The sequence below is a fragment of the Ensifer sp. Root127 genome (assembly GCF_001425225.1).
Classification (GTDB): domain Bacteria; phylum Pseudomonadota; class Alphaproteobacteria; order Rhizobiales; family Rhizobiaceae; genus Ensifer; species Ensifer canadensis.
Genome location: NZ_LMDX01000012.1, coordinates 223944 through 245627, shown reverse-complemented (window position 1 = coordinate 245627; position 21684 = coordinate 223944). Strand labels below are relative to the sequence as shown.

Genomic DNA, 21684 nt, shown 5'->3' with positions numbered 1-21684 from the left:
CTGCCGGCATGCCAGTGTGTCGAAACGCGCCGGATGATGAAAGCCGGCGCGTTTCCCCGTTGTTCAGAGACGATTTTCGCTGACCGCGTCGAAGATCGAGGCGACCGCCATGTCGAAGGAAAGCGTCACCGCCGTTCCCGGCTTGTAGCGGCGCTGGCCGCCGATGCGCACCGACATCGACTGGCCGGCAAGTTTCAGCCAGAGCAGGTTGTCGGCGCCCATCGGCTCCTCGATATCGACGACCGCCTGGTGCGACGGCTGGCCGTTCGGTGCCTCGTCGACACGCACATGCTCCGGCCTCAGGCCAAGGACGACCTTTTGGCCAGATTTGAACGGCCCGCGCGACGGATAGGCCGACACGTCGAAATCGACGCCATTGGCGCGCACGAAGGCCCGCCCATCCTTCAATTGCAGCTCGCCGCGGAAGAAGTTCATCGACGGCGAGCCGATGAAGCCGGCGACGAACAGGTTTTCCGGCGCGTTGTAGATCGTCATCGGATCGGCAAGCTGCTGGATGACACCGCTCTTCATCACCGCGATGCGGTCGGCTAGCGTCAGCGCCTCGATCTGGTCGTGGGTGACGTAGATCATCGTGTTCTTCAGGGACTGATGCAGCCGCTTGATCTCGACGCGCAGTTCCGAACGCAGCTTGGCGTCGAGGTTCGACAGTGGCTCGTCGAACAGGAACACGTCGACATCGCGCACCAGTGCCCGGCCGATCGCCACGCGCTGGCGCTGGCCGCCGGAAAGCTCGGCGGGCTTGCGCTTCAACAGCGGCTGGATCTGCAGGATCTCGGCGGCGCGGCTGACGCGCTTGTCGATCTCGGCCTTTTCGACCTTGGCCACCTTGAGCCCGAAGGAGAGGTTCTTCTCCACCGACATCTGCGGATAGAGCGCGTAGGACTGGAACACCATGCCGATACCACGGTCCTTCGGCTCCTCCCAGGTGACGTTCTTGTTCTTGATGAAGATCTGGCCGTCGCTGACGTCCAGGAGCCCGGCGATGCAGTTGAGCAAGGTCGACTTGCCGCAGCCGGATGAGCCGAGCAGCACCAGGAATTCGCCATCCTTGATGTCGAGGTTGAGCGTGTCGAGCACAGTGACGGCACCGAAGCTCAACGACAGATCCTTGACCGATACGCTGACGTTTTCCATGCCCTTACCCTTTCACTGCGCCGGCGGCGATGCCGCGGACAAAAAGCCGCCCGGAGACGAAGTAGACGAAAAGCGGCACGGCACCGGTGAGGATGGTTGCCGCCATGTTGACGTTGTATTCCTTCACGCCCTGTACCGAATTGACGATGTTGTTGAGCTGGACGGTCATCGGGTAATATTCCGGCCGGGTGAACACCACGCCGAACAGGAAGTCGTTCCAGATGCCGGTCACCTGCAGGATCATCGCCACCACGAAGATCGGCATCGACATCGGCAGCATGATGCGGAAATAGATGGTCCAGAACCCAGCGCCGTCGACGCGCGCCGCCTTGAACAATTCTTCCGGCAGCCCGGCGAAATAGTTGCGGAACAGAAGCGTCAGGATCGGCATGCCGAAGATGGTGTGAACGATGATCAGGCCGGTCAGCGAGCCATAGACGCCGAGCTCGCGCAGCACGATGACGATCGGATAGATCATCACCTGATAGGGGATGAAGGCGCCGACGATCAGGATAGTGAAGAACAGGTCGGCGCCCTTGAAGCGCCAGTTGGCCAGCGCATAGCCGTTGATCGAGGCAATCGCGATCGAGACGATGGTCGAGGGAACGGTGATGCGCACCGAGTTCCAGAAGCCGCGCGAAAGGCCATCGCAGTTGAGGCCGGTGCAGGCGCTCGACCAGGCCTTCACCCAGGGCTCGAAGGTGATTTCGAGCGGCGGCGCGAAGATGTTGCCGAGTCGGATTTCCGGCATGCCCTTCAGCGAGGTCATGACCATGACGTAGAGTGGCAGCAGGTAGTAGAGTGCCACGACAATCAGGGTGCCGTAGACCATGATGTTGCGGCCCGAAAGCGCCCGGCGCGGCTTGCGGCCCCGCGGGCCTGAAAGGGCAACGGAGGTCTTTTCCGCCTCGGGGTCGATACCGGCGGCGATGGCGTTGAAAGCGACGATCTCAGGCACGCTTGCGCCCTCCCCCAAATTCGAGATAGGCCCAGGGCACGATGATGATGGCGACGGTGATGAGCATCATGGTCGAGGCGGCAAATCCCTGGCCGAGATTCTGCGCCTGGAACATGTAGTCGTAGACGTATTTGGCCGGCACTTCCGAGGCGATGCCCGGGCCGCCGCTCGTCTGCGCCACCACGAGATCGTAAACCTTGACGATGCCGCTTGCGATGATCACCAGCGTGGTGATGAAGACGCCGCGCATCATCGGGATGATGACGAAGACATAGGTCTTCCACATCGGAATGCCGTCAACGCGCGACGCCTTCCAGATATCCTCGTCGATCCCACGCAAGCCGGCGAGCATCAGGCACATGACGAGCCCGGTCCCTTGCCACAGCGCCGCGATCAGGATGCCGTAAATGACGATATTGGAATTGTAGAGCGGGTCGAAGGCAAAACTCGTCCAGCCGAGAGAGCGCACCACCGACTGGATGCCGTATTCCGGGTTGAGCAGCCATTGCCACACGAGGCCCGTCACGATGAAGGACAGGGCGAAGGGATAGAGCATGATCGTGCGGAACGTGTTCTCGAAGCGGATCTTCTGGTCCATCAGCGCCGCCAGCAGGAAGCCGATGACCAGGCTGAAAATCAGCGAAAACAAGCCGTAGATCGCCAGGTTCTGCACCGACATCAGCCAGCGCGGCGCGGCCCACAGCCGCTCATACTGGTCGAGGCCAACGAAGGAAAGCCGCGGCAAGAGCTTGGAATTGGTGAAGGAATAGACCACGGTCCAGACCGTGCCGCCGAGGAAAATGACCACGGCCGTCAGGATCATCGGGATCGAGGCCAGCTTCGCATTCAGATTCCGCAGCCACTGGTTCGGCCGACCCGAACCGCGTGTGTGACCCATGTTTCGTTCCTCCGGAACTGCATTGGATTGCCGATGGCAGGCGGCGTCGATGACGAACGGATGTGCCGTCGCTCGAAAACCGCCTCGCCACGTTGAAGCCGTTCTCCCAATACGCCTGCCAGGCAAAGGCACGCTGGTCCGCCTGAACGTGTCGTGCCGAATGGGAGCCTTGGCCGACCCCGCCGAGGGCGGGGCCGACGGATCAAGGAAGCTCCATCAGTCCGCCGAAGCGATGATGTCGGCAAAGCGCTTCTGCGCTTCCTCCGGCGTCATGGAGGGGTTGGCGAAGAACTCGGAGAAGAGATCTTCCTTCTGTTTCTGGCTGTCAGCCGACAGAAGCTGGTCGGTCCACTGGATGACGTTGCCCTTGGCGAGGATGTCCAGGCCCTTCTTCATGCAGTCGTTGGCGGCAGCCAGATCGACATCGCCGCGCACCGGCAGCGAACCCTTCTTCAGGTTGAACGCCACCTGCGTCGCCGGGTTCAGGAGCGTCGATGCCAGCACTTCCTGGGCCTTGGATTTCTCCTCATCCTTCAGCACCGGGAAATAGAAAGCGTCGCCGCCCGTCGCGATGACTTCGTTGACGCCGAGGCCCGGCAGGCAGGTGTAATCGGTTCCGGCCTTCTGGCCGGCGAGCTGGAATTCGCCTTGCGCCCAGTCGCCCATGATCTGGCCGCCGGCCTTGCCGGTGATGACCATGTTGGTCGCCTGGTTCCAGTCCTGGACATTGGTGCCCTTGGACATGCGACGCGCGTCATCCGCAGCCTTGAACACCTTGGCAATTTCAGGACCGGCGGCCACTTCCTCGTCCTTGTCGCCAAAGACCTTGAGGAACGTGTCCTTGCCGGCAAGAGCGACGATGAGAACGTCGAAGGCACCGGCCGACTGCCACGGCTGTCCGCCGACGGCGAGCGGCACGATGCCGGCTTTTTCAAGTGCCGGTGCCGCTGCGACAAACTCGTCCCAGTTCTTCGGCACATCGACGCCGGCCTTCTTGAAGGCAGCGTTCGACAGCCAGAGCCACTGCCAGGAATGAATGTTGACCGGCGCGCAATAGACCTTGCCGTCGATGGTGCAGGAATCGAGCAGGCTCGCCGGCCTGATGATCTCTTTCCAGTTCTCCTTGGAGGCGACATCGGTCAGGTCGCGCATCAGCCCAGCCTCGACCAGTTCCTCTGCCTGGCGTCCATGGTTGAATTGCGTGGCACCCATCGGATCGCCACCGGTCAGGCGGCTGACCATGATCGGCCGCGCCGTGCTGCCGGCGCCGGCAATGGCACCGTCAACCCAGTGATTTCCGGTGGCATCGAACGCTTTTGCAAGCTCGGCGACCGCAGCAGCCTCCCCGCCCGACGTCCACCAATGCGTCACCTCGAGATCGGTTGCGTTTGCTGCACCAAATGGCAGCGCCACCGTCACCGCCAAAGCGGCCGCGAAAGAACGTAAATTCATGAGTCTCCTCCCTCACTGTAACGTTACCGTAAAAAACTTAGAGGAAACGATCCCGGTCCGCAACTCCCACCCCAATGAATTTAAACAGAAACATTTTCTGCAATCTACAGGCGTACTTTCGGACATCAAAGAGACGTGAACTGATCACGGGCAAGACCATGAAGATCCGGCATAGCGGGTTGATAACGCGCTGATTTTGATATTTTTTGTGCAGAAATGCTGGTATTTTGCTGCATATGCTCTCTCGCAGACGCAAAAAGCCCGCTGCAACACAGCACACTCAACCAGAGTGTTTCATTCACCGCAGCGCAGCAACGAAAATGCTCGACAGCGCTACTGTATCGTTACAGATTTGCCTCGGTGCCGTACGCCCATAGCAGGATAGCTCCCCGTCACATTTCGTATATAAGGCGGGAAGTGACGCTAAATGGGGCGGCGGGCGGCAACGGCAAGGGCGAGCGGGTGACAGCGATGGACAGCAAGACGAAAAACAGACCGCTGACGCCGCCGCCGGATGGCGGCAGGCCCACGCTGAAGACGATCGCCTTCATGACCGGGCTCGGCATCACCACCGTCTCGCGCGCCTTGAAGGATGCGCCCGATATCGGCGCCGAAACCAAGGAGCGCGTGCGCCTCGTCGCCAAGCAGATCGGCTACCAGCCGAACCGCGCCGGGGTGCGCCTGAGAACCGGCAAGACCAATGTCATCAGCCTGGTACTGACATTGGAAGAAGAAATCATGGGCATCACCAGCCCCATGGTCGTCGGCATCACCGAGGTTCTCGCCGGCACCCCCTATCATCTGGTGGTCACGCCCTATAGCGCTACCAAGGATGCGCTGGCGCCGATCCGCTATATCCTCGACACCGGCGCGGCCGACGGCGTGATCATTTCGCGCACCGAGCCGCACGACCCGCGCGTGGCGCTTCTGACGGAGCGCGGCCTGCCCTTCGTCACCCACGGCCGCACCGAGATGGGCGTCGTCCACCCCTATCACGACTTCGACAACGAGCGTTTTGCCTATGAGGCCGTGCGCGAGCTGGTGGAGCGCGGCCGCAAGCGCCTGGTGCTGCTGGAGCCGCCGCCGCACCTGACCTTCTATTCGCACATGCGCGCCGGCTTCGAGCGCGGCCTTCGCGATTTCCAGGCGGATGCGGTCAGCTTCCACCACATCAATATCGATCACACGCTGGTCGAGATCCGCGACGCCTTCGAGACGCTGATGCGCTCGGACAATCCGCCTGACGGCATCGTGTCGGGCAGCGGCTCCGGCGCGATCGCACTGATCGCCGGCCTTGAGGCCGCCAACAGGACACTCGGCAAGGATGCCGACATGGTGTCCAAGGTGCCGAGCGATTTCCTGCGCTGGCTTCGCCCCGAAGTGGTGACCATGTACGAGGACATCCGGGTTGCCGGGCGCGAACTCGCCAAGGCGGTGATCGGCCATATCGACGGCCAGCCGTCCGAAACGCTGCAGAGCCTCAGTCAGCCGGAGCTTCAGTCCGCCGTGCCGGTATCGATCAAACGGTAGGAACAGGGCAGTCCAGGTCACCGTCGGTGCATTTCAGGTAAACCTTGAGGTTTTCGATACGGACTTTGGTCATGCCATCACGGCACGAGTTGAAAATGAACGAATACAAGCTGCCCGTGACCACGGAACTCGAAAAGTTGCACTCGGCATCGCGGAACGCCACCCACGCCCTCTGCGCTGTTAGCAGCAGCCTTGTGGTGTCTGCGTCGTCCTTTAGTCGTGCCTCGATCTGCTTGTAGAGAGTGTTCAGTTCGGTGTCGGATTTGTCATAGGCCTTCCCGGCGCATATGTTCATGTCCGCTTGGTTCGTCAGGTCGCCGCAGCTTTGCTCCGCATATGCCGACGTGGACGTTGCCAAGACCAGGGCGGCAGTCAACAATGAAGCCTTCATGGAACTCAGTCTCCGTTTTTGAAACGACTCTGTTTCGCGCTTGGAACGAATAAATCCCTTACTGCAATTGGCCGTCTTATCAGCAACGGCGCACCGGGCGCGCTGCCGCCGCCGTTATCCGCAGCTCTCATGACAGTCTGATCATGGGCGCTCTCTTCGGTTTCATCGGCGATTCAATCACCGGTCGCACCAAGGACGGCCGTCTACTGCATACTGGTCTTCCTGCTCGATACAACCGTGTGAATAGATGGGGATCGATGACCAAACGAAACGGGGCGACCTACCGCATGTTGCCTTAAATCGCATTCGATTTAAGGATAAAAACATGCAGCAATTCAAAGTGCTACAGCGCCGCGCGTCTAATAAGACGCGCGGCGCTGTAGGCCGCCCCGTTCGAAATTCCGATTTTGCCCGCTCAGGCGTTGAGGCCGCTGCCCCACGGGCCGTGGTGGGCATCGGCGCCATCGACGCGGTCGAAGCCGTGGGCGCCGAAGAAGTCGCGCTGGGCCTGGATCACGTTGGCAGTGCCGCGGCCGCGGCGGTAGCTGTCGAAGTAGCCGAGTGCCGAGGCCAGCGCCGGCGCCGGCAGGCCACCGAGCATGGCCGCCGAAACGACACGGCGCAGTGCCCCGTCGGTTTCCTTGACCATGGCGGCAAAGGCCGGGGTGACGATCAGGTTGGCGGCATCGGGCGCCTTGGTGAAGGCGGTGGTGATTTCATCCAGGAACTGCGAGCGGATGATGCAGCCGGCGCGCCAGATCTTGGCAATCGTTGGCATCGGCAGCGACCAGTTGAATTCCTTCGAGGCGGCGGACATGACGGCAAAGCCTTGAGCATAGGCGCCGATCTTGGCGGCCAGCAGCGCGTTTTCCAGGTCCTTGATGAAGGCAGCCTTATCAGTGACCTTTAACTCGCCGACATCAGGCAGGCCGAGGATCTTCTCGGCGGCTTCGCGCTCATCCTTGGCGGACGAGATGCTGCGCGCGGCAACGGCCGCTTCGATCGCGGTTGCCGGAACGCCCATGTTCTGCGCTTCGATCACCGACCACTTGCCGGTGCCCTTCTGGCCGGCCTTGTCGAGGATCAGGTCGACGATCGGCTTGCCGGTCAGCGGATCCGCTGCCTTCAAGACCTTTTCGGTGATCTCGATCAGGTAGGAATTCAGGCGACCCTTGTTCCAGGCGCCAAAGACTTCGCCGATTTCGCCGGCCGTCATCTTCAAGCCGTCGCGCAGGATACCGTAGATTTCGGCGATCATCTGCATATCGGCATATTCGATGCCGTTGTGGATGGTCTTGACGAAGTGGCCGGCGCCGTTTTCGCCGAGCCAGGCAACGCACGGATCATTGTCGTATTTCGCGGCGATCGAGGTCAGCACCGTCTCGACGCGCTTGTAGGAATCTTCCGTGCCGCCGACCATGATCGACGGGCCATGGCGCGCGCCCTCTTCACCGCCGGAAACACCCATGCCGATGAAGGTCAGACCTGAGTCCTTCAGCGCATCGAAGCGGCGCATCGTGTCGCGGAAGTTGGCGTTGCCGGCATCGATCATGATGTCGCCCTTGGCGAGGTACGGCTTGAGGATTTCCATCTGCTGATCGACCGGCTCGCCGGCCTTGATCATGATGATGATCGGACGTGGCGGGCGGATGGCGGCGACGAACTCTTCGATGGTGTCGCAGGGCACGATCTGGCCCTGGAGTTCGCCGGCTTCCGCGTAGAATTTGTGCGTCGCTTCGACGGTGCGGTTGAAGACCGCTATCTTGTTGCCTTTTTCAGCGATGTTGAGCGCCAGGTTCGAGCCCATGACGCCGAGACCGATAAGGCCGATTTCCGCCTGTGACACGTGATTGCCTCCATTGGACAGGAGAGCCGGACGCGATCAGGATAAACGCGTGGGAGCCGGCCCCTCGAATTAAACTTCGCGCGCTCGCATTGCCCCTCGGGAAAGGGGCGGACGCGAGATGCGACGGCGGAGGCTGTTTTGGCATTCAAATCGATTAACGACAAGCGATTCTTGAGAAAATCACTCCTTTTCGGGCTTGCCGTCGCCATCGTCGAGCACGCGCCAGGAGGCGCCGTCGAGGTCTTCGTACTGGCCGCTCTTCAGCGCCCAGAGGAAGGCGACGAGACCGAGTCCCCCTAAGAACAATGCGATCGGAATGAGATAGATCAGCGTGTTCATGAGGCGCTTCCGATCGCGCCCAGCGTCGTCGGCGCCTGTCGCTCGATCGCTGCGGCAGACTTCGCCACCTTCGCGCGCAGCCGCAAAGCGTTGGCAACGACGATGATCGACGATGTCGACATGGCGATGGCTGCAATCAACGGCGTCGCGTAGCCCATGATGGCGATCGGGACGGCGATGACGTTGTAGCCGATCGCCAGCGCGAAGTTCTGGCGGATCAGCCGGCCTGCCCGGCGCGAGGTGTCGATCGCCATCGGCACGGCGTCGAGGCCCTGGTGCAGGAAGACGAAATCGGCAGCCTGCCGGCCGACGTCGGCAGCCGTTGCCGGCGCCATCGAGACGTGGGCTGCACGCAGCGCCGGCGCATCATTGATACCGTCGCCGACCATCAGCACGCGATGACCGCCTTCGGCCGCAGCCGCGCATTCGTCGACCTTGCCGCGCGGCGACAGTTCGGAACGCCAGCGGATGATGCCGAGCCTGCGGGCAAGCGCTGCCACGACCGGCTCGCGGTCGCCCGAGAGAATGCCGGTTGCAAAGCCCATGCGTGTCAGCTTGTCGACGCTTTCGCGCGCCTGTGGCCGCAGCCGGTCTTCAAAGCGGAAGCAGGCAAGCTCGCGTCCGTCGAGCGAGAGGATGACCTCCGACTGGCCGCTCGCCTCACCGGCGTCGCCACAGGCAAAGGCGCGGCTGCCGAGACGATAGATGCCGTCGGTCGTCTGTGCCTCGATGCCCGCGCCCGGGATTTCACGGATATCGCCGGAGAGAACCGGCGCGATCGCAGCCGCATCGTGGATGGCCATGGCCAGCGGGTGGCGCGAATGCACGGCAAGGCCGGCAGCGGTCGCCAGCACCGCCGGCTTGATCTCGGCCCCGTTGGTCAGGCGCGGTTCCCCGGCGGTCAGCGTGCCGGTCTTGTCGAACAGCACCGTGTCGATCTCGGCCAGCCGCTCCATGGCCGATCCGTCCTTTACCATGACGCCGTTCTGGAAGAGCCGGCCTGCGGCAATGACCTGCACCACCGGCACCGCCAGGCCAAGGGCGCATGGGCAGGTGATGATCAGCACAGCAACGGCCACCAGCATGGCGTGATGGAAATCGCCGTCGACGAACATCCAGCCGATAAAGCTCAGGAAGGCCAACAGGTGAACCGCTGGCGAATAATATTGCGCTGCCCGATCGGCGATGCGGCGATAACGCGCCCTGCCCCCTTCGGCCGCCTCCATCAGGCCCATGATTTCCGCGAGCAGCGAGTCGCGGGCAGCAGCCGTCGCCTCGATCGTCAGCGGTCCCGTCAGGTTGAGCGTGCCGGCCTCGACCGTGTCGCCAATATGCACCGGCGCGGGTGCGCTTTCGCCGTTGACGATCGAGCGGTCCAGGTCGCTCGAGCCGACGAGAATCCGGCCATCGACAGGAATACGCTCGCCGGCCGCAATCGCCAGCCGTTCGCCCGGCTTGATCTCGTCCACCGGACGGTATTCGCGGCTGCCGTCGGCATCGATGACCATCGCCCCGCGCGGCGACAGGCGCGCCAGGCTGCTGATCGCCGAGCGGGCGCGGCCGCGCATCATGTGGTCGAGCGTGCGGCCGATAAGCAGGAAGAACAGAAGCATCACCGTGCCGTCGAACCAGGCATGGGTGCCGTGAGTGATCGTCTCATAAAGCGAGATGCCGTAGGAGAGCGTGATCGCCAGGGCGATCGGCACGTCCATGTTCGTGCGGCCGTGCTTCAGCGCATTCCAGGCGGAGGCATAGAAGAACCGGCCGGCATAGATCAGCGTCGGCGCGGCGATCAGCGCCGAAATCCAATGGAAGAGATCGCGCGTTGCCGCCTCGGCGCCCGACCAGACCGAGACCGAGAGCAGCATGATGTTGGTCGAGGCAAAGCCGGCGACGGCAACGGCGCGGACCAGCTGCTTCAACAGCGTGTCGCCCTCTTCCTCGCCGGGTGCAAACAGATGCGTTTCGTAGCCGCGCTCGCGGATCGCGCGCGCCAGTTCGCGCGGATCGCTGCGCTGCCCCGCGACCTCTTCCTTCCAGACGACTGAGACCCGGCGCGAGGACAGGTTGACGCGGGCGCGCTCCACCTCCGGCCGGCTCTTCAGGGCAGCCTCGATCGTCGTGATGCAGGCGCCGCAGTGGATGCCGGGCACGCTGAGGTCGGTCTGGCGAAGGCCACTGCCGAGCGTGCGGCTGGTCAGCCACAGCTCTTCCGAACTCGGCAGGCCTTGCGCACTCCTGTCGATCTCCAGCGCGGTTTCGGCGCCGGCAGCGCAGCAACTCATGGACGCTCTCCCGGCGCGATGAAGCGAATGGCCTGGCGATAGACGACCTTGTCGCCCGACGTCGCGGTGATATCGGCAATCCATTGTCCGCGCTTAAGGTCGGTTGCGGCAACGAAGACGCCGTTGCCCTGATGCGCCATCTCGATCTGCACGTCCTCATGCTCCTCGACCGGACGCTTGAACACGGCAACGACCTTGTCGGCCGACGTTTCAGCCTTGCCTTGTCGCGTCAGCGTGTAGCGCACCGCGCCCGGCTCCAGGCTGAGCTTGCCGTCGAGGCCGCTCGCTGCAAAGGCGCGCGCCTCCTTCACCTTGCCGTTGAACTGCTGGCTGGCGACATAGGTGTTCTGGACGACGAGCCCGCTCCAGCTGTGGCTGGCGTTCCAGGCCATGATCAGGTTGACGGTGATGATGGTGCCGAAGAACAGCACCATCACGCCGAGCATGTGCCATCCGGTGAAGACACGGGGTTGCCTGCCTTGGTCAGCGGTCATTTCGCGGCTCCCGGTTGGTTGAAGTTGGCCTGGTATTCGTCGCGCTCATGGCTCGACGGGTCTTCTGCAATCAGGCTGAAGCCGTCTTCCGCTTCGCCGAGTTTATCCTTCGGCAGCGTCACGAACACTTTCAGCGCCGTCACCTTGTCCGGATCGACGCCGACGGCAAAGCTGCGGCCGTCGCCCGGTGCCTGGCCGGCAATGCGCATCATCGCCGACGGCATGCCGTCGATGGTGAGTGTGATCGTGCGCTGTTCGGGGATCATGTTCAAGAGCTTGACCATGTAGCCGTTGCGCACCGATCCATCCGATTCGAGCACGAATTGCGGGTTGCGATCGTGCAGCACGTTGAGCTCCAGCCGATCGCGCGCCAGGAGCGCATAGAGCAGGCCGATACCAACCAGCGTCCAGACGCCGAGATACACAAGCACGCGCGGCCGGAAGACGATCTTCCAGTTGAAATGCCTGACCTTGTCGACGAAGGTGCCGTCGGCGTCACGCACCCGGCCCGGGTCGATCGCCGTCGTGCCGCCGTCGGTGGCAAGCGCCATGTTGGAGGCATAATCGCTCAGCGTCGCATAGGCGATCAGCCCGCGCTCGCGCCCAAGCTTGTCCATGACGTTATCGCAGGCGTCGATGCAGAGCGCGCAGGTGATGCATTCGAGCTGCTGGCCGTCGCGGATGTCGATGCCCATCGGACAGACGACGACGCAGGCATTGCAATCGACGCAGTCGCCGACGCTCTCGCCCGCGGCTGCCGCCTTCTTCTGGTGGCGCGAGCGCGGTTCGCCACGCCAGTCGTTATAGGTGACGACCAGCGAGTTTTCGTCGAGCATCGCCGCCTGGATGCGCGGCCACGGGCACATATAGGTGCAGACCTGCTCCCGCATCAGCCCGCCGAACACATAGGTCGTGGCGGTGAGAATCGCGACGGTCATATAGGCGATCGTCGGCGCCTCGAGCGAGACGAAGCTCTTCAGCAAGGCCGGCGCGTCGGCAAAATAGAAGATCCAGGCGCCGCCGGTGGCAATGCCGATCAGAATCCAGATCGAATGTTTCGTCACCCGCTTGACGATCTTGGCCGCTGTCCATGGTCCGGCATCGAGCTTCATGCGCGCGTTGCGGTCGCCTTCAATGTAGCGCTCGACGACAAGGAACAGGTCGACCCAGACGGTCTGAGGACAGGTGTAGCCGCACCAGGCGCGCCCGACGGCTGACGTGACCAGGAAGAGGCCGAAACCCGCCATCACGAGAAGCCCGGCCACGAAGAAGAATTCCTGCGGCCAGATCTCGATGAAGAAGAAATAGAAGCGACGGGCGGCGATATCGACAAGCACCGCCTGGTCGGGCGCATGCTCGCCGCGGTCCCAGCGGATCCACGGCGTCAGATAGTAGATGCCGAGCGTGACCAGCATCACCAGCCACTTGAACTGGCGGAATCGTCCCTCGGCGCGCTTCGGGAAGATCTTCTTGCGCTTTTCGTAAAGCGGCTTGCGCACATGCGCCGCGTTGACCGCCTCGGCCTCGTGGCGTTCGACGATGGGGGCGTTTGTGGCGGATTGAGGCTGCATCTGTGGGATATCCCCGAATATATCGCGTATTGAACGCTGTTTTGCCCGATCTGGCGGCCGGAAACGTTGATCTGTGTCAAGTTTGCGGGCTAAAGCGGCCGCATGCGTCGAAACGTCCGGGCTTCATGCCGCGCGACTTGATGGCAATTGCCACACCACGACATCCCGCCAAACCTACGAGGACCGCATGGACACGATCATCGGCTTTTTGAACACGATCTTCTGGGGCTATGTGCTCATTTATGGCCTGCTCGCCGTCGGCATCTTCTTCACCATCCGGCTTGGCTTTCCTCAGATCGTGCATTTCGGCGAGATGTTTCGTGTGTTGAGCAGCGGCGGGTCGAAGGATGCGGCGGGCATCAGTCCGTTCCAGGCGCTGACCGTGAGCCTTGCCTCGCGCGTCGGCACCGGCAATCTCGCCGGCGTTGCCGTTGCGCTCTATCTCGGCGGACCGGGCGCCACCTTCTGGATGTGGATGGTCGCGCTCGTCGGCATGGCGACGGCCTATGCGGAAAGCGCGCTGGCCCAGCTCTACAAGGTCAAGAACGAAAACGGCCAGTATCGCGGCGGTCCGGCCTTCTACATCGCCCGTGGCCTCAATGCGCCGTGGGCGGCAACGATCTTCTCCGTCTGCCTCATCCTTTCCTTCGGTCTCGTCTTCAATGCGGTTCAGGCCAATTCGATCGCCGATGCCGTACAGGGCGCCTTCGGCATTCCGAAGATCGTGGTCGGCATCGCCGTTGCAGCGCTCTCGGGCATCGTCATCTTCGGCGGTATCCGCCAGATTGCGCGCGTTGCCGAAATCGTCGTGCCGTTCATGGCCGTCGCCTATCTGCTGATGGCGATCTATGTGCTGATCGCCAACGCCTCGCTGGTGCCAACGGTGCTCTGGACCATCATTTCCAGCGCCTTCGGCCTGCAGGAAGCGGCAGGCGGCATCACCGGCGGGGTCGCTGCCGCCATGCTCAACGGCGTCAAGCGCGGCCTGTTCTCCAACGAAGCCGGCATGGGCTCCGCCCCGAATATCGCAGCCGTCGCCACCCCGGTTCCGCATCACCCGGCCTCGCAAGGGTTCGTACAATCGCTCGGCGTCTTCATCGACACGATCCTGATCTGCACCGCGACATCGGTGATGATCCTCTTGTCCGGCACGCTGGAGCCCGGCTCCGGCATCACCGGCACGCAACTGACCCAGGCCGCCATGAACGTCCATATCGGCTGGGCGGGCAGCTATTTCATCGCCATTGCGATCTTCTTCTTCGCCTTCACCTCGATCATCGGCAACTATTCCTACGCGGAGAACGCGCTGACCTATCTCGGCGGCGCCAACCGTCTCGGCATCACCCTCATGCGATGCGCCGTTCTCGCCATGGTCGTCTGGGGCGCCTATGAGAGCATCGCCACCGTGTTCGACGCCGCCGACGCCTCGATGGGCCTGATGGCGACGATCAACCTGATTGCCATCCTGCTCCTGTCGGGTACCATTGCCAAGCTGACGAAGGACTATTTCGCCCAGCGCAAGCAGGGTGTCGAGCCGGTCTTCCACGCCGCCGACTACCCGGAACTGCAAGGGCAGATCGACGGCAAGATCTGGTCGCGCGATTAGGGCGGCAAGAGACAGGTAACCGGAAGCGGGAGACCTCGGAGGGCAAGGCATGCATGGTACCTTGCGGCCACTGACGCTTGCCAAGCGCTGCGGCATCTACCGCGAGCGCTCGGCGCCTGCCTCGCTTGCGGGCCATGTGGAGTGCCTTTGGAGCCATACCATGCCCGAGGGCCCGCCCTCGCCCATGGCTGTCGTTCCCGATGGCTGCGTCGATATCATCTGGTCGAGCCGGGGTCTGGCTGTTGCCGGCCCAGACAGGGTCGCAGCCTTTCCGGTCATCGGCCCCGGCGAGACCGTGGTCGGCCTGCGCTTTCGGGCCGGTATTGCCGCCTCCTGGCTGCGCACGCCGCTTTGCGAGCTGACCGGTACGGTCGTGCCGCTCGATGCCTTCTGGGGTGCCGCCGCCGATGAACTCCATGCGCGGATGACTGAGGCCGGTAGCGCAGCAGCGCGTGCCGCGATGCTTGCTCACGCGGTTGAGAAAAGGCTGGCGGCGGTCGCAGCCCCGCCTGCCGACATCGCCGCTTGCCTGGCTGAGTTGCGCCAGAGGCAACCGATGTCTGACAACCCGATCCGGCTGCTGGCGCAGACGACAGGAACCAGCGAGCGCACGCTGCGCCGCCGCTGCCACGAACATTTCGGCTATGGCGCCAAGACGCTCGACCGCATCCTCCGCCTGCAGCGTTTTCTCGCCACCTGCCGAAGCGACGTTGAGGCGAGCCTGAGCGCGCTTGCGCTTGATACCGGCTACGCCGACCAAGCCCACCTGACGCGCGAGACCAGGGAGCTGACCTCGCTCTCGCCGCGCGAAATCCGGCGCCAGCTCGCGAACTGACTGGCCGTTTCATTCAAGACGGCGACGCCCTGTGGTGCTACCCCTTGATTGCAACGGCAATGGCAAGGCGACGAAACGCATGACGACACTGGCAGCGAAAATCATCCACATCTCGATCGAGCGCGACTGGCACGAGGTCTATGTTTTCATGGCCAAGCCTGAAAACATGCCGCTCTGGGCATCGGGCCTTTCGTCCGGCCTGACGCGCGACGGGGAAGAATGGGTCGCTCCGGGACCGCTCGGCAACGCGCGCGTGCGTTTTGCCCCCGACAATGCCTTCGGCGTCGTCGATCATCTGGTGACGCTGGAAAACGGCGTGAAGGTGCACAACGCCCTGCGCGTCGTGTCGAACGACGATGGCGCCGAGGTGATGTTCACGCTGCTGCGGCAGGCCGACATGAGCGACGAGCAATTCGCCGGCGATGCCGAATGGGTGGCGAAGGATCTCGCCGCCCTTAAGTCAATCTTGGAATCAGAAAGCGACAGGACACATCATGGGTAACAAGGGCAACGATCGCCGCATCGACTATGTCGAGTTCAACGTCTCCGACATCGCCGCCAGTAAGGCGTTCTATGGCGGCGCCTTCGGCTGGACCTTCACGGATTACGGCCCCGAATATTGCGAGTTCCAGGACGGAAGATTGACCGGCGGCTTCACCACGACAGGGCCAGTCCGGGCCGGAGGGCCGCTGATCATCATCTATGCCGACAATCTGGAAGAGAGCTTGACGAAGGTCGAGGCGGCCGGCGGAAAAATCCTGCAACCGATCTTCCCCTTCCCCGGCGGCCGGCGCTTCCACTTCGCCGATCCTGACGGCTACGAGCTGGCGGTTTGGTCGGCGCAATAACCATCCCTCGCGCCGGTTTCCGCCACCTGTGGACAACCGGCGTCTGCGCCTGCAGATTTTACCCAGACTTAATCTTTGCATCCCAAGATTGCGCGCGAAAACAAGAAGCGGCAAAGGGCGCTGGGCAATGTCAGACGATCACGAGTTTCTGCGGAATTCCGTCATCATCGGCGCCCACCCCGACGACGAACTGCTGTGGTTCACCTCGATCCTGAAAAAGGTCGACGAGGTCATCATCCTTTATCGCGATATCTGGTCGGAGCCGCAGATGGGCGACGCCCGCGTTGCCGCCATCAAGGCCTATCCCCGCGGCAACGTCCGGTTCCTCGAGATGGAGGAGACCGGCTCCTTCGACTGCGCCGATTGGACGAGCCCGAAGCCTGGCCCCTACGGCATGGAGTTCGGAACCGAAGGCACGCGTCGCGAGGCCAAGCGCGTGGTGAAGAAATCGCTGTCGCAACTGATGCCCGGCAGCTTCCGCCACTCGACGCGGCCGATCGCCCAGGCCTACCGTGAAAACTACGAAACGCTCTATCGCACGCTGCAGCCGCGGTTGAAGCCCGACATGAACGTCTTCACCCACAATCCCTGGGGCGAGTACGGTCACGAGGATCATGTGCAGGTGTTTCGCGTGCTCGACCGGCTTCGCGACGAAATCGGCTTCAAGCTCTGGATGTCGAACTATTGCACCGAACGCTCGATGCCGCTGGCGATGCAGTATTTTAGCCGCAAGCCGGTCAACTACATCAGGCTGCCGGCCGATAAGGCCTTCGCCGAGGAGGTTGCCGCCGTCTATCGCGACAAGGGCTGCTGGACCTGGCGCAATGACTGGATCTGGTTCGACGACGAATGTCCCACGCAGCAAACCCGAGGGCGGCGGCTTTCACCTGTTGCCGATGAACCTGTTCAATTTCGGCACCGTCGTGCGCCGACCGGTCAACGCGCCGCTGCTTTTGGGCGCCGCCCTTTCAAGCGTCATGGTCGGCGCCACCATCGCCGCTGCGCTGGAATGAAGATAGGCCGCGTCTTTCGACGCGGCCATTTTCTTAACTTGACGATTGGTACCGCCCCTCATCCGCCTGCCAGCACCTTCTCCCCGCCAGCGGGGCGAAGGTAGCAAGCCGGGCCGGCACCGCACCCATCAACGCCGATGTTCGGCGAAAGCGTCGCTCCCAACGGCTCTCTCCCCGCTGGCGGGGAGAGATGTCCGGCAGGACAGTGAGGGGCAAACCTTAGCTCGGGGCGCGAGCGTTCCCCTACTCGCCGCCGCCGAGCGAATGCACGAACACGGCAAGCTGCTTGACTGTGGTGTCGCCGAGGCGTGGCAGCCAGGCCGGCATGACGCCGTGCTTGGGCGCCTTCATCTGCGCGACGATTGCCTGCTCGCTTGAGCCATTGAGCCAGAGCGCATCGGCAAGATCCGGCGCGCCGAACTCGCGATTGCCCTTGGCGTCGGCGCCGTGGCACGAGGCGCAATTGGCCTCGAACAGCGCCTTGCCCGGTTCGACCAGCGCCGCATCCGAAGGCGTGCCGGTGAGGCTGACGACATAGGCGGCGGTCTGCTTGATCTCTTCCGGCTTGAGGATCTCGGCAAAGGACGGCATTTCGGAGACGCGCGTCTCGTCGTCGCCGGTATAGCGGATGCCGTGCGCCACCGTCTGGTAGATCTCCTCAGGTTTGCCGCCCCACAGCCAGTCGTCGTCGTTGAGGTTGGGGAAGCCGGCCGAACCGGCGGCACCCGAACCGTGGCACTGGGCGCAGTTGACCTTGAAGGCCGAGGCGCCGGCCGCAACTGCGAACTGGTGAAGCTGCGGATCGGCGATGATCTGGTCGAGTGAGCTCGCGGCGATCTTTTCCAGATTGCCGGCCTGCGCCGCCTTGGCATCGGCAAGCTCGACGCTGAGTTCCGCACGGCTGGAGTAGCCGAGCACGCCCTTGGTCGCATCGGTTAGCAGCGGCACGGCCGGATAGACGATCATGTAACCGATCGCCCAGACGATGGTGGCGTAGAAGGTATAGACCCACCAGCGCGGCATCGGGTTGTTGAGCTCGCGGATCCCGTCCCATTCGTGGCCGGTTGTCTCGACGCCGCTGATCTCGTCGACATGTTTGTCCGACATGGATCAATCCTCCTTACGAGCGGAATGAGGAAAAGTGTTTTGCGGTTTTCCGCCCGCATTCCGCTCTGATTTCTGAGTCTCGATCACATCGTGATCGAAGGGGATGGCTGCGGCCCGATCGGCGGCCTTCTTGGCGCCGGGCCTAAAGATGAAGGCGACGACGCCGAGGAAGAAGAGCGTCATGGCAAGCAGCGCCCAGCTGTCGGCGAACTGGCGCATGGCCGTGTAGGTTTCCATGTCCGTGCCCTCCCTTAGCGATAGCCCGTGGTGTCGTCGTAGGTGGAGAAGTCGACCAGCGTGCCGAGCATCTGGAGATAGGCGACGAGCGCGTCCATCTCCGTCAGCTTCTGCGGATCGCCGTCGAAATCGCCGAGCTTGGCCTTGGGATAGCGCGCCTCGACACCCGACGTGTCCGCATTCGGGTCGGCCTGCGCCTTGATGTCGGCGGCGGCGTTCTCGATCATCTCGTCCGAATAGGGCACGCCGACGGCCCTGTTGGCCTTCAGCTGTCCGGCGACGTTCCTCACGTCGAGCGGCGTCGACTTCAGGAACGCATAGCTCGGCATCACCGATTCCGGCACCACCGAGCGCGGCTCGGTCATATGCTGCACGTGCCACTCGTTCGAATAGCGGTCGCCGACGCGGGCGAGATCCGGCCCGGTGCGCTTCGATCCCCACTGGAACGGATGGTCGTACATGGATTCTGCCGCCAGCGAGTAGTGCCCGTAGCGCTCCACCTCGTCGCGGAACGGCCGGATCATCTGGCTGTGACAGACGTAGCAGCCTTCGCGAACGTAGATGTCGCGGCCCGCGAGTTCCAGCGGCGAATAGGGCCGCATGCCTTCGACCTTCTCGATGGTGTTTTCGAGATAGAACAGCGGCGCGATTTCAACGATGCCGCCGATCGAGACGACGAGAAGCGAGCCGACGAGCAGCAGCGTTGCGTTGCGTTCCAGGGTGGCGTGTTTGTCGAGAATGGACATGGGTACTGCCCTCCTATTCCGCAGCCTTGAGCACGGGCGTCGAACCGAAGATCGGGGCTTCGTCACGCACGCGGCCGAGGATGGTCATTGTTACGTTGAAGGCCATGAGCAGAGCGCCGGCGAGGAACAGGGCACCGCCCAGCGCACGCAGCACGTAGTAGGGCAGCATGGCCGCGACCGATTCCGCGAAGGAATAGACGAGGAAACCCTGGTCGTCGTATTCGCGCCACATCAGGCCCTGCTGGATACCGGCAACCCACATGACAGCGGCGTAGACGACGATGCCGAGCGTGGCGAGCCAGAAGTGCCAGTTGACCATGCGCACGCTATAGAGCCGCTCGCGGTTCCACAGCTTCGGCGTGAGGTAGTAGATGGCGCCGAAGGTGATCAGTCCGTTCCAGCCGAGCGCACCCGAATGCACGTGGCCGATCGTCCAGTCGGTATAGTGACTGAGCGAGTTGACCGTCTTGATCGACATCATCGGACCCTCGAAGGTCGCCATGCCGTAGAAGGCGACGGCCATGACCATCATGCGGATGATCGGGTCGGTGCGGATCTTGTCCCAGGCGCCCGAGAGCGTCATCAGGCCGTTGATCATGCCGCCCCAGGACGGCATCCACAGCATGATGGAGAAGACCATGCCGAGCGTCTGCGCCCAGTCCGGCAGAGCCGTATAGTGCAGGTGGTGCGGACCGGCCCAGATGTACATGAAGATCAGCGACCAGAAGTGAATGATCGACAGGCGGTAGGAATAGACGGGGCGGTTGGCCTGTTTCGGAATGAAGTAATACATCATGCCGAGGAAGCCGGCCGTCAGGAAGAAGCCGACGGCGTTGTGGCCGTACCACCATTGCGTCAGCGCGTCCTGCACGCCGGCAAAGGCCGAATAGCTCTTGGAGCCCAGGAACGACACCGGAACCGCCAGGTTGTTGACGATGTGCAGCATCGCGATGGTGACGATGAAGGCGAGATAGAACCAGTTCGCCACATAGATATGCGGCTCCTTGCGCACCAGCAGCGTGCCGAGGAACACGGCGAGATAGGCGACCCAGACGATCGTCAGCCACAGGTCGACATACCATTCCGGCTCCGCATATTCCTTCGACTGGGTGATCCCCAGCAGATAGCCGGTGGCGGCCAGGACGATGAAGAGCTGGTAGCCCCAGAACACGAACCAGGCGAGATTGCCGCCGAACAGGCGCGCACGGCTGGTGCGCTGGACGATGTAGAACGAGGTCGCGATCAGCGCGTTGCCGCCGAAGGCGAAGATCACCGCCGAGGTGTGCAGCGGCCGCATGCGACCGAAGTTGAACCACGGCTCGATGTTGAGATCCGGAAAGCCCAGTTGGAGCGCAACCACGACGCCCACGAGGAAGCCGACGACACCCCAGAAGACGGTGGCGATGACGCCATACTTCACGACTTCGTCGAAATATTCCGACTGCGGTGCGGCCGCCTTGCCTGCTGACGCCGTGCTGAAGTCGAGGCGCCGCATCATAACGATCGTGCCGCCGAGCAGCACGAAGAACAGCACCCACATATGGGCTTCGAACTGCCGGTCCTGTGCGAATCCGGCGCCTAGAAGCGCCAGGAAAGCACCGACCCCGAGCAGGATCGTCTCGAAAGTGTATTTCATGGTTGGGTCCCCAACTTTATCCAGATGCAGACGCGTGCACACGCCTAAAGGCGGCATGCCCAGCGCAGCTTGCCGGAAAGTGTCAGAATCGGGGCACCCTCACCTTGATTCAGATCAAGGCCGGGGGCCTCCACTTGCTTCACCCTCAGGAAACAATGAGGGAGCGCCATAGGAGCTGGCGTCAGAACAGCATGAAGAGAACGAATGATAGTGGAATGATCCGGGTGTGGACGGGTTTGCGAGCGCGCCCTGCCCCGATGGGCGAACCGCGGGCCTGGCTGGCACGTGCGCATCAGGAACAGCTTGCGCTCTGCAACAGCCTGGAGGAAATCGCCGACAGCCTGCCGGCTGAAATCGACCGGCAGAAATGCGCCTATGCCGCCAAGATGCTGGAGCCGCTCATACGCGAACTGCATTCGGGCGAAGAGAGCGCGGTGTTTCGCTGGGTCGAGCAGAATTTCGGCGACGACCCGTCGATCGCGGCAACGCTCGCGCGGCTCAAATACGAACATTGCGAAGATGAGTGCTTTGCCGAAGAGCTCACGGAGATGCTGGTGAAGCTCGGCGCTGCCGACGAGAGCGTCAATGCGGAGACAGCCGGCTACATGCTGCGCGGCTTCTTCACCAATCTGCGAAGGCACATCGGCTTCGAGCAGGAATGTCTTCGCACGCTGCTTCCAGTCGACCCGGACATCAATTGAACGAACGGCGGCTCGAAAGGGCCGCCGTTTCTGTAT

Annotated in this window: 20 protein-coding genes and 1 pseudogene; 7 read left to right on the top strand and 14 right to left on the bottom strand. The window is 62.6% G+C overall.

Annotation, left to right across the window (positions count from 1 at the left end):
• Window positions 1-63: 63 nt before the first annotated feature.
• The 4 genes from ASD03_RS15780 to ASD03_RS15765 form a co-directional block, all read right to left on the bottom strand.
• Window positions 64-1155 (bottom strand): ABC transporter ATP-binding protein, encoded by a 1092-nt coding sequence (locus ASD03_RS15780; protein WP_057208724.1) that lies wholly within the window; start codon window positions 1153-1155, stop codon window positions 64-66.
• Window positions 1156-1159: 4 nt separating this feature from the next.
• Window positions 1160-1987 (bottom strand): carbohydrate ABC transporter permease, encoded by an 828-nt coding sequence (locus ASD03_RS15775; protein ID WP_225906378.1) that lies wholly within the window; start codon window positions 1985-1987, stop codon window positions 1160-1162.
• 118 nt (window positions 1988-2105) lie between these two features.
• The gene (locus ASD03_RS15770) at window positions 2106-3011 is read right to left on the bottom strand and encodes a sugar ABC transporter permease (RefSeq protein WP_025427336.1); all 906 of its coding nucleotides are present in this window, start codon (window positions 3009-3011) and stop codon (window positions 2106-2108) included.
• Window positions 3012-3227: 216 nt separating this feature from the next.
• On the bottom strand, window positions 3228-4463 hold the full coding sequence (locus tag ASD03_RS15765) for an ABC transporter substrate-binding protein (protein WP_025427337.1): 1236 nt from the start codon (window positions 4461-4463) through the stop codon (window positions 3228-3230).
• Window positions 4464-4934: 471 nt separating this feature from the next.
• On the opposite strand from ASD03_RS15765, the gene ASD03_RS15760 reads away from it, so the two are divergent.
• A complete protein-coding gene (locus ASD03_RS15760; RefSeq protein WP_025427338.1) occupies window positions 4935-5993 on the top strand; it encodes a LacI family transcriptional regulator in 1059 nt (352 codons plus the stop codon).
• Here ASD03_RS15760 and ASD03_RS15755 read toward each other — a convergent pair.
• The 6 genes from ASD03_RS15755 to ccoG form a co-directional block, all read right to left on the bottom strand.
• Window positions 5983-6384, bottom strand: a complete 402-nt coding sequence (locus tag ASD03_RS15755; protein WP_057208726.1) for a lysozyme inhibitor LprI family protein — start codon at window positions 6382-6384, stop codon at window positions 5983-5985. The two genes, ASD03_RS15760 and ASD03_RS15755, sit on opposite strands and share 11 nt — an antisense overlap.
• Before the next feature lie 415 nt (window positions 6385-6799).
• Window positions 6800-8230 carry an NADP-dependent phosphogluconate dehydrogenase gene (gndA, locus tag ASD03_RS15750; protein WP_025427339.1) on the bottom strand — a complete coding sequence of 477 codons (1431 nt, stop codon included), beginning with the start codon at window positions 8228-8230 and terminating at the stop codon, window positions 6800-6802.
• 180 nt (window positions 8231-8410) lie between these two features.
• The gene (gene ccoS / locus ASD03_RS15745) at window positions 8411-8569 is read right to left on the bottom strand and encodes a cbb3-type cytochrome oxidase assembly protein CcoS (RefSeq protein ID WP_025427340.1); all 159 of its coding nucleotides are present in this window, start codon (window positions 8567-8569) and stop codon (window positions 8411-8413) included.
• Window positions 8566-10854 (bottom strand): cation-translocating P-type ATPase, encoded by a 2289-nt coding sequence (locus ASD03_RS15740; protein WP_025427341.1) that lies wholly within the window; start codon window positions 10852-10854, stop codon window positions 8566-8568. The genes ccoS and ASD03_RS15740 overlap by 4 nt, the downstream gene beginning before the upstream one ends.
• Window positions 10851-11348, bottom strand: a complete 498-nt coding sequence (locus ASD03_RS15735) for a FixH family protein (RefSeq protein ID WP_025427342.1) — start codon at window positions 11346-11348, stop codon at window positions 10851-10853. The genes ASD03_RS15740 and ASD03_RS15735 overlap by 4 nt, the downstream gene beginning before the upstream one ends.
• On the bottom strand, window positions 11345-12919 hold the full coding sequence (ccoG, locus tag ASD03_RS15730) for a cytochrome c oxidase accessory protein CcoG (protein WP_025427343.1): 1575 nt from the start codon (window positions 12917-12919) through the stop codon (window positions 11345-11347). The genes ASD03_RS15735 and ccoG overlap by 4 nt, the downstream gene beginning before the upstream one ends.
• 187 nt (window positions 12920-13106) lie before the next feature.
• Between ccoG and ASD03_RS15725 the strand changes: the two genes are divergently transcribed.
• From ASD03_RS15725 to ASD03_RS15705, 5 genes are all read left to right on the top strand, one after another.
• Window positions 13107-14525, top strand: coding sequence for a sodium:alanine symporter family protein (locus ASD03_RS15725; RefSeq protein WP_057208728.1), 1419 nt, complete (start codon window positions 13107-13109; stop codon window positions 14523-14525).
• Between the two features lie 49 nt (window positions 14526-14574).
• Window positions 14575-15360, top strand: coding sequence for a helix-turn-helix domain-containing protein (locus ASD03_RS15720; protein ID WP_025427345.1), 786 nt, complete (start codon window positions 14575-14577; stop codon window positions 15358-15360).
• Window positions 15361-15439: 79 nt separating this feature from the next.
• Entirely contained in the window at window positions 15440-15862 is a 423-nt protein-coding gene (locus tag ASD03_RS15715; RefSeq protein WP_025427346.1) for a polyketide cyclase, read from the top strand.
• Window positions 15855-16208 (top strand): VOC family protein, encoded by a 354-nt coding sequence (locus ASD03_RS15710; protein WP_025427347.1) that lies wholly within the window; start codon window positions 15855-15857, stop codon window positions 16206-16208. Before ASD03_RS15715 ends, ASD03_RS15710 begins: the two co-directional genes overlap by 8 nt.
• Window positions 16209-16335: 127 nt before the next feature.
• On the top strand, window positions 16336-17325 hold the full coding sequence (locus tag ASD03_RS15705; RefSeq protein WP_057214279.1) for a hypothetical protein: 990 nt from the start codon (window positions 16336-16338) through the stop codon (window positions 17323-17325).
• A 139-nt stretch (window positions 17326-17464) separates the two neighbouring features.
• Here the strand turns inward: ASD03_RS15705 and ccoP are convergent, their stop codons facing one another.
• The 4 genes and pseudogenes from ccoP to ccoN form a co-directional block, all read right to left on the bottom strand.
• Window positions 17465-18328, bottom strand: coding sequence for a cytochrome-c oxidase, cbb3-type subunit III (ccoP, locus tag ASD03_RS15700; protein ID WP_025427349.1), 864 nt, complete (start codon window positions 18326-18328; stop codon window positions 17465-17467).
• Window positions 18329-18415: 87 nt separating this feature from the next.
• Window positions 18416-18565 (bottom strand): annotated as a pseudogene (locus tag ASD03_RS40525) (cbb3-type cytochrome c oxidase subunit 3); the annotation flags it as partial.
• A gap of 14 nt (window positions 18566-18579) precedes the next feature.
• Window positions 18580-19311, bottom strand: coding sequence for a cytochrome-c oxidase, cbb3-type subunit II (ccoO, locus tag ASD03_RS15690; RefSeq protein ID WP_025427351.1), 732 nt, complete (start codon window positions 19309-19311; stop codon window positions 18580-18582).
• A 13-nt stretch (window positions 19312-19324) separates the two neighbouring features.
• Entirely contained in the window at window positions 19325-20947 is a 1623-nt protein-coding gene (gene ccoN, locus ASD03_RS15685) for a cytochrome-c oxidase, cbb3-type subunit I (RefSeq protein ID WP_025427352.1), read from the bottom strand.
• A gap of 215 nt (window positions 20948-21162) precedes the next feature.
• Between ccoN and ASD03_RS15680 the strand changes: the two genes are divergently transcribed.
• Complete coding sequence (locus ASD03_RS15680; RefSeq protein ID WP_025427353.1) at window positions 21163-21648, top strand: hemerythrin domain-containing protein; 486 nt, start codon at window positions 21163-21165, stop codon at window positions 21646-21648.
• Window positions 21649-21684 lie beyond the last annotated feature (36 nt).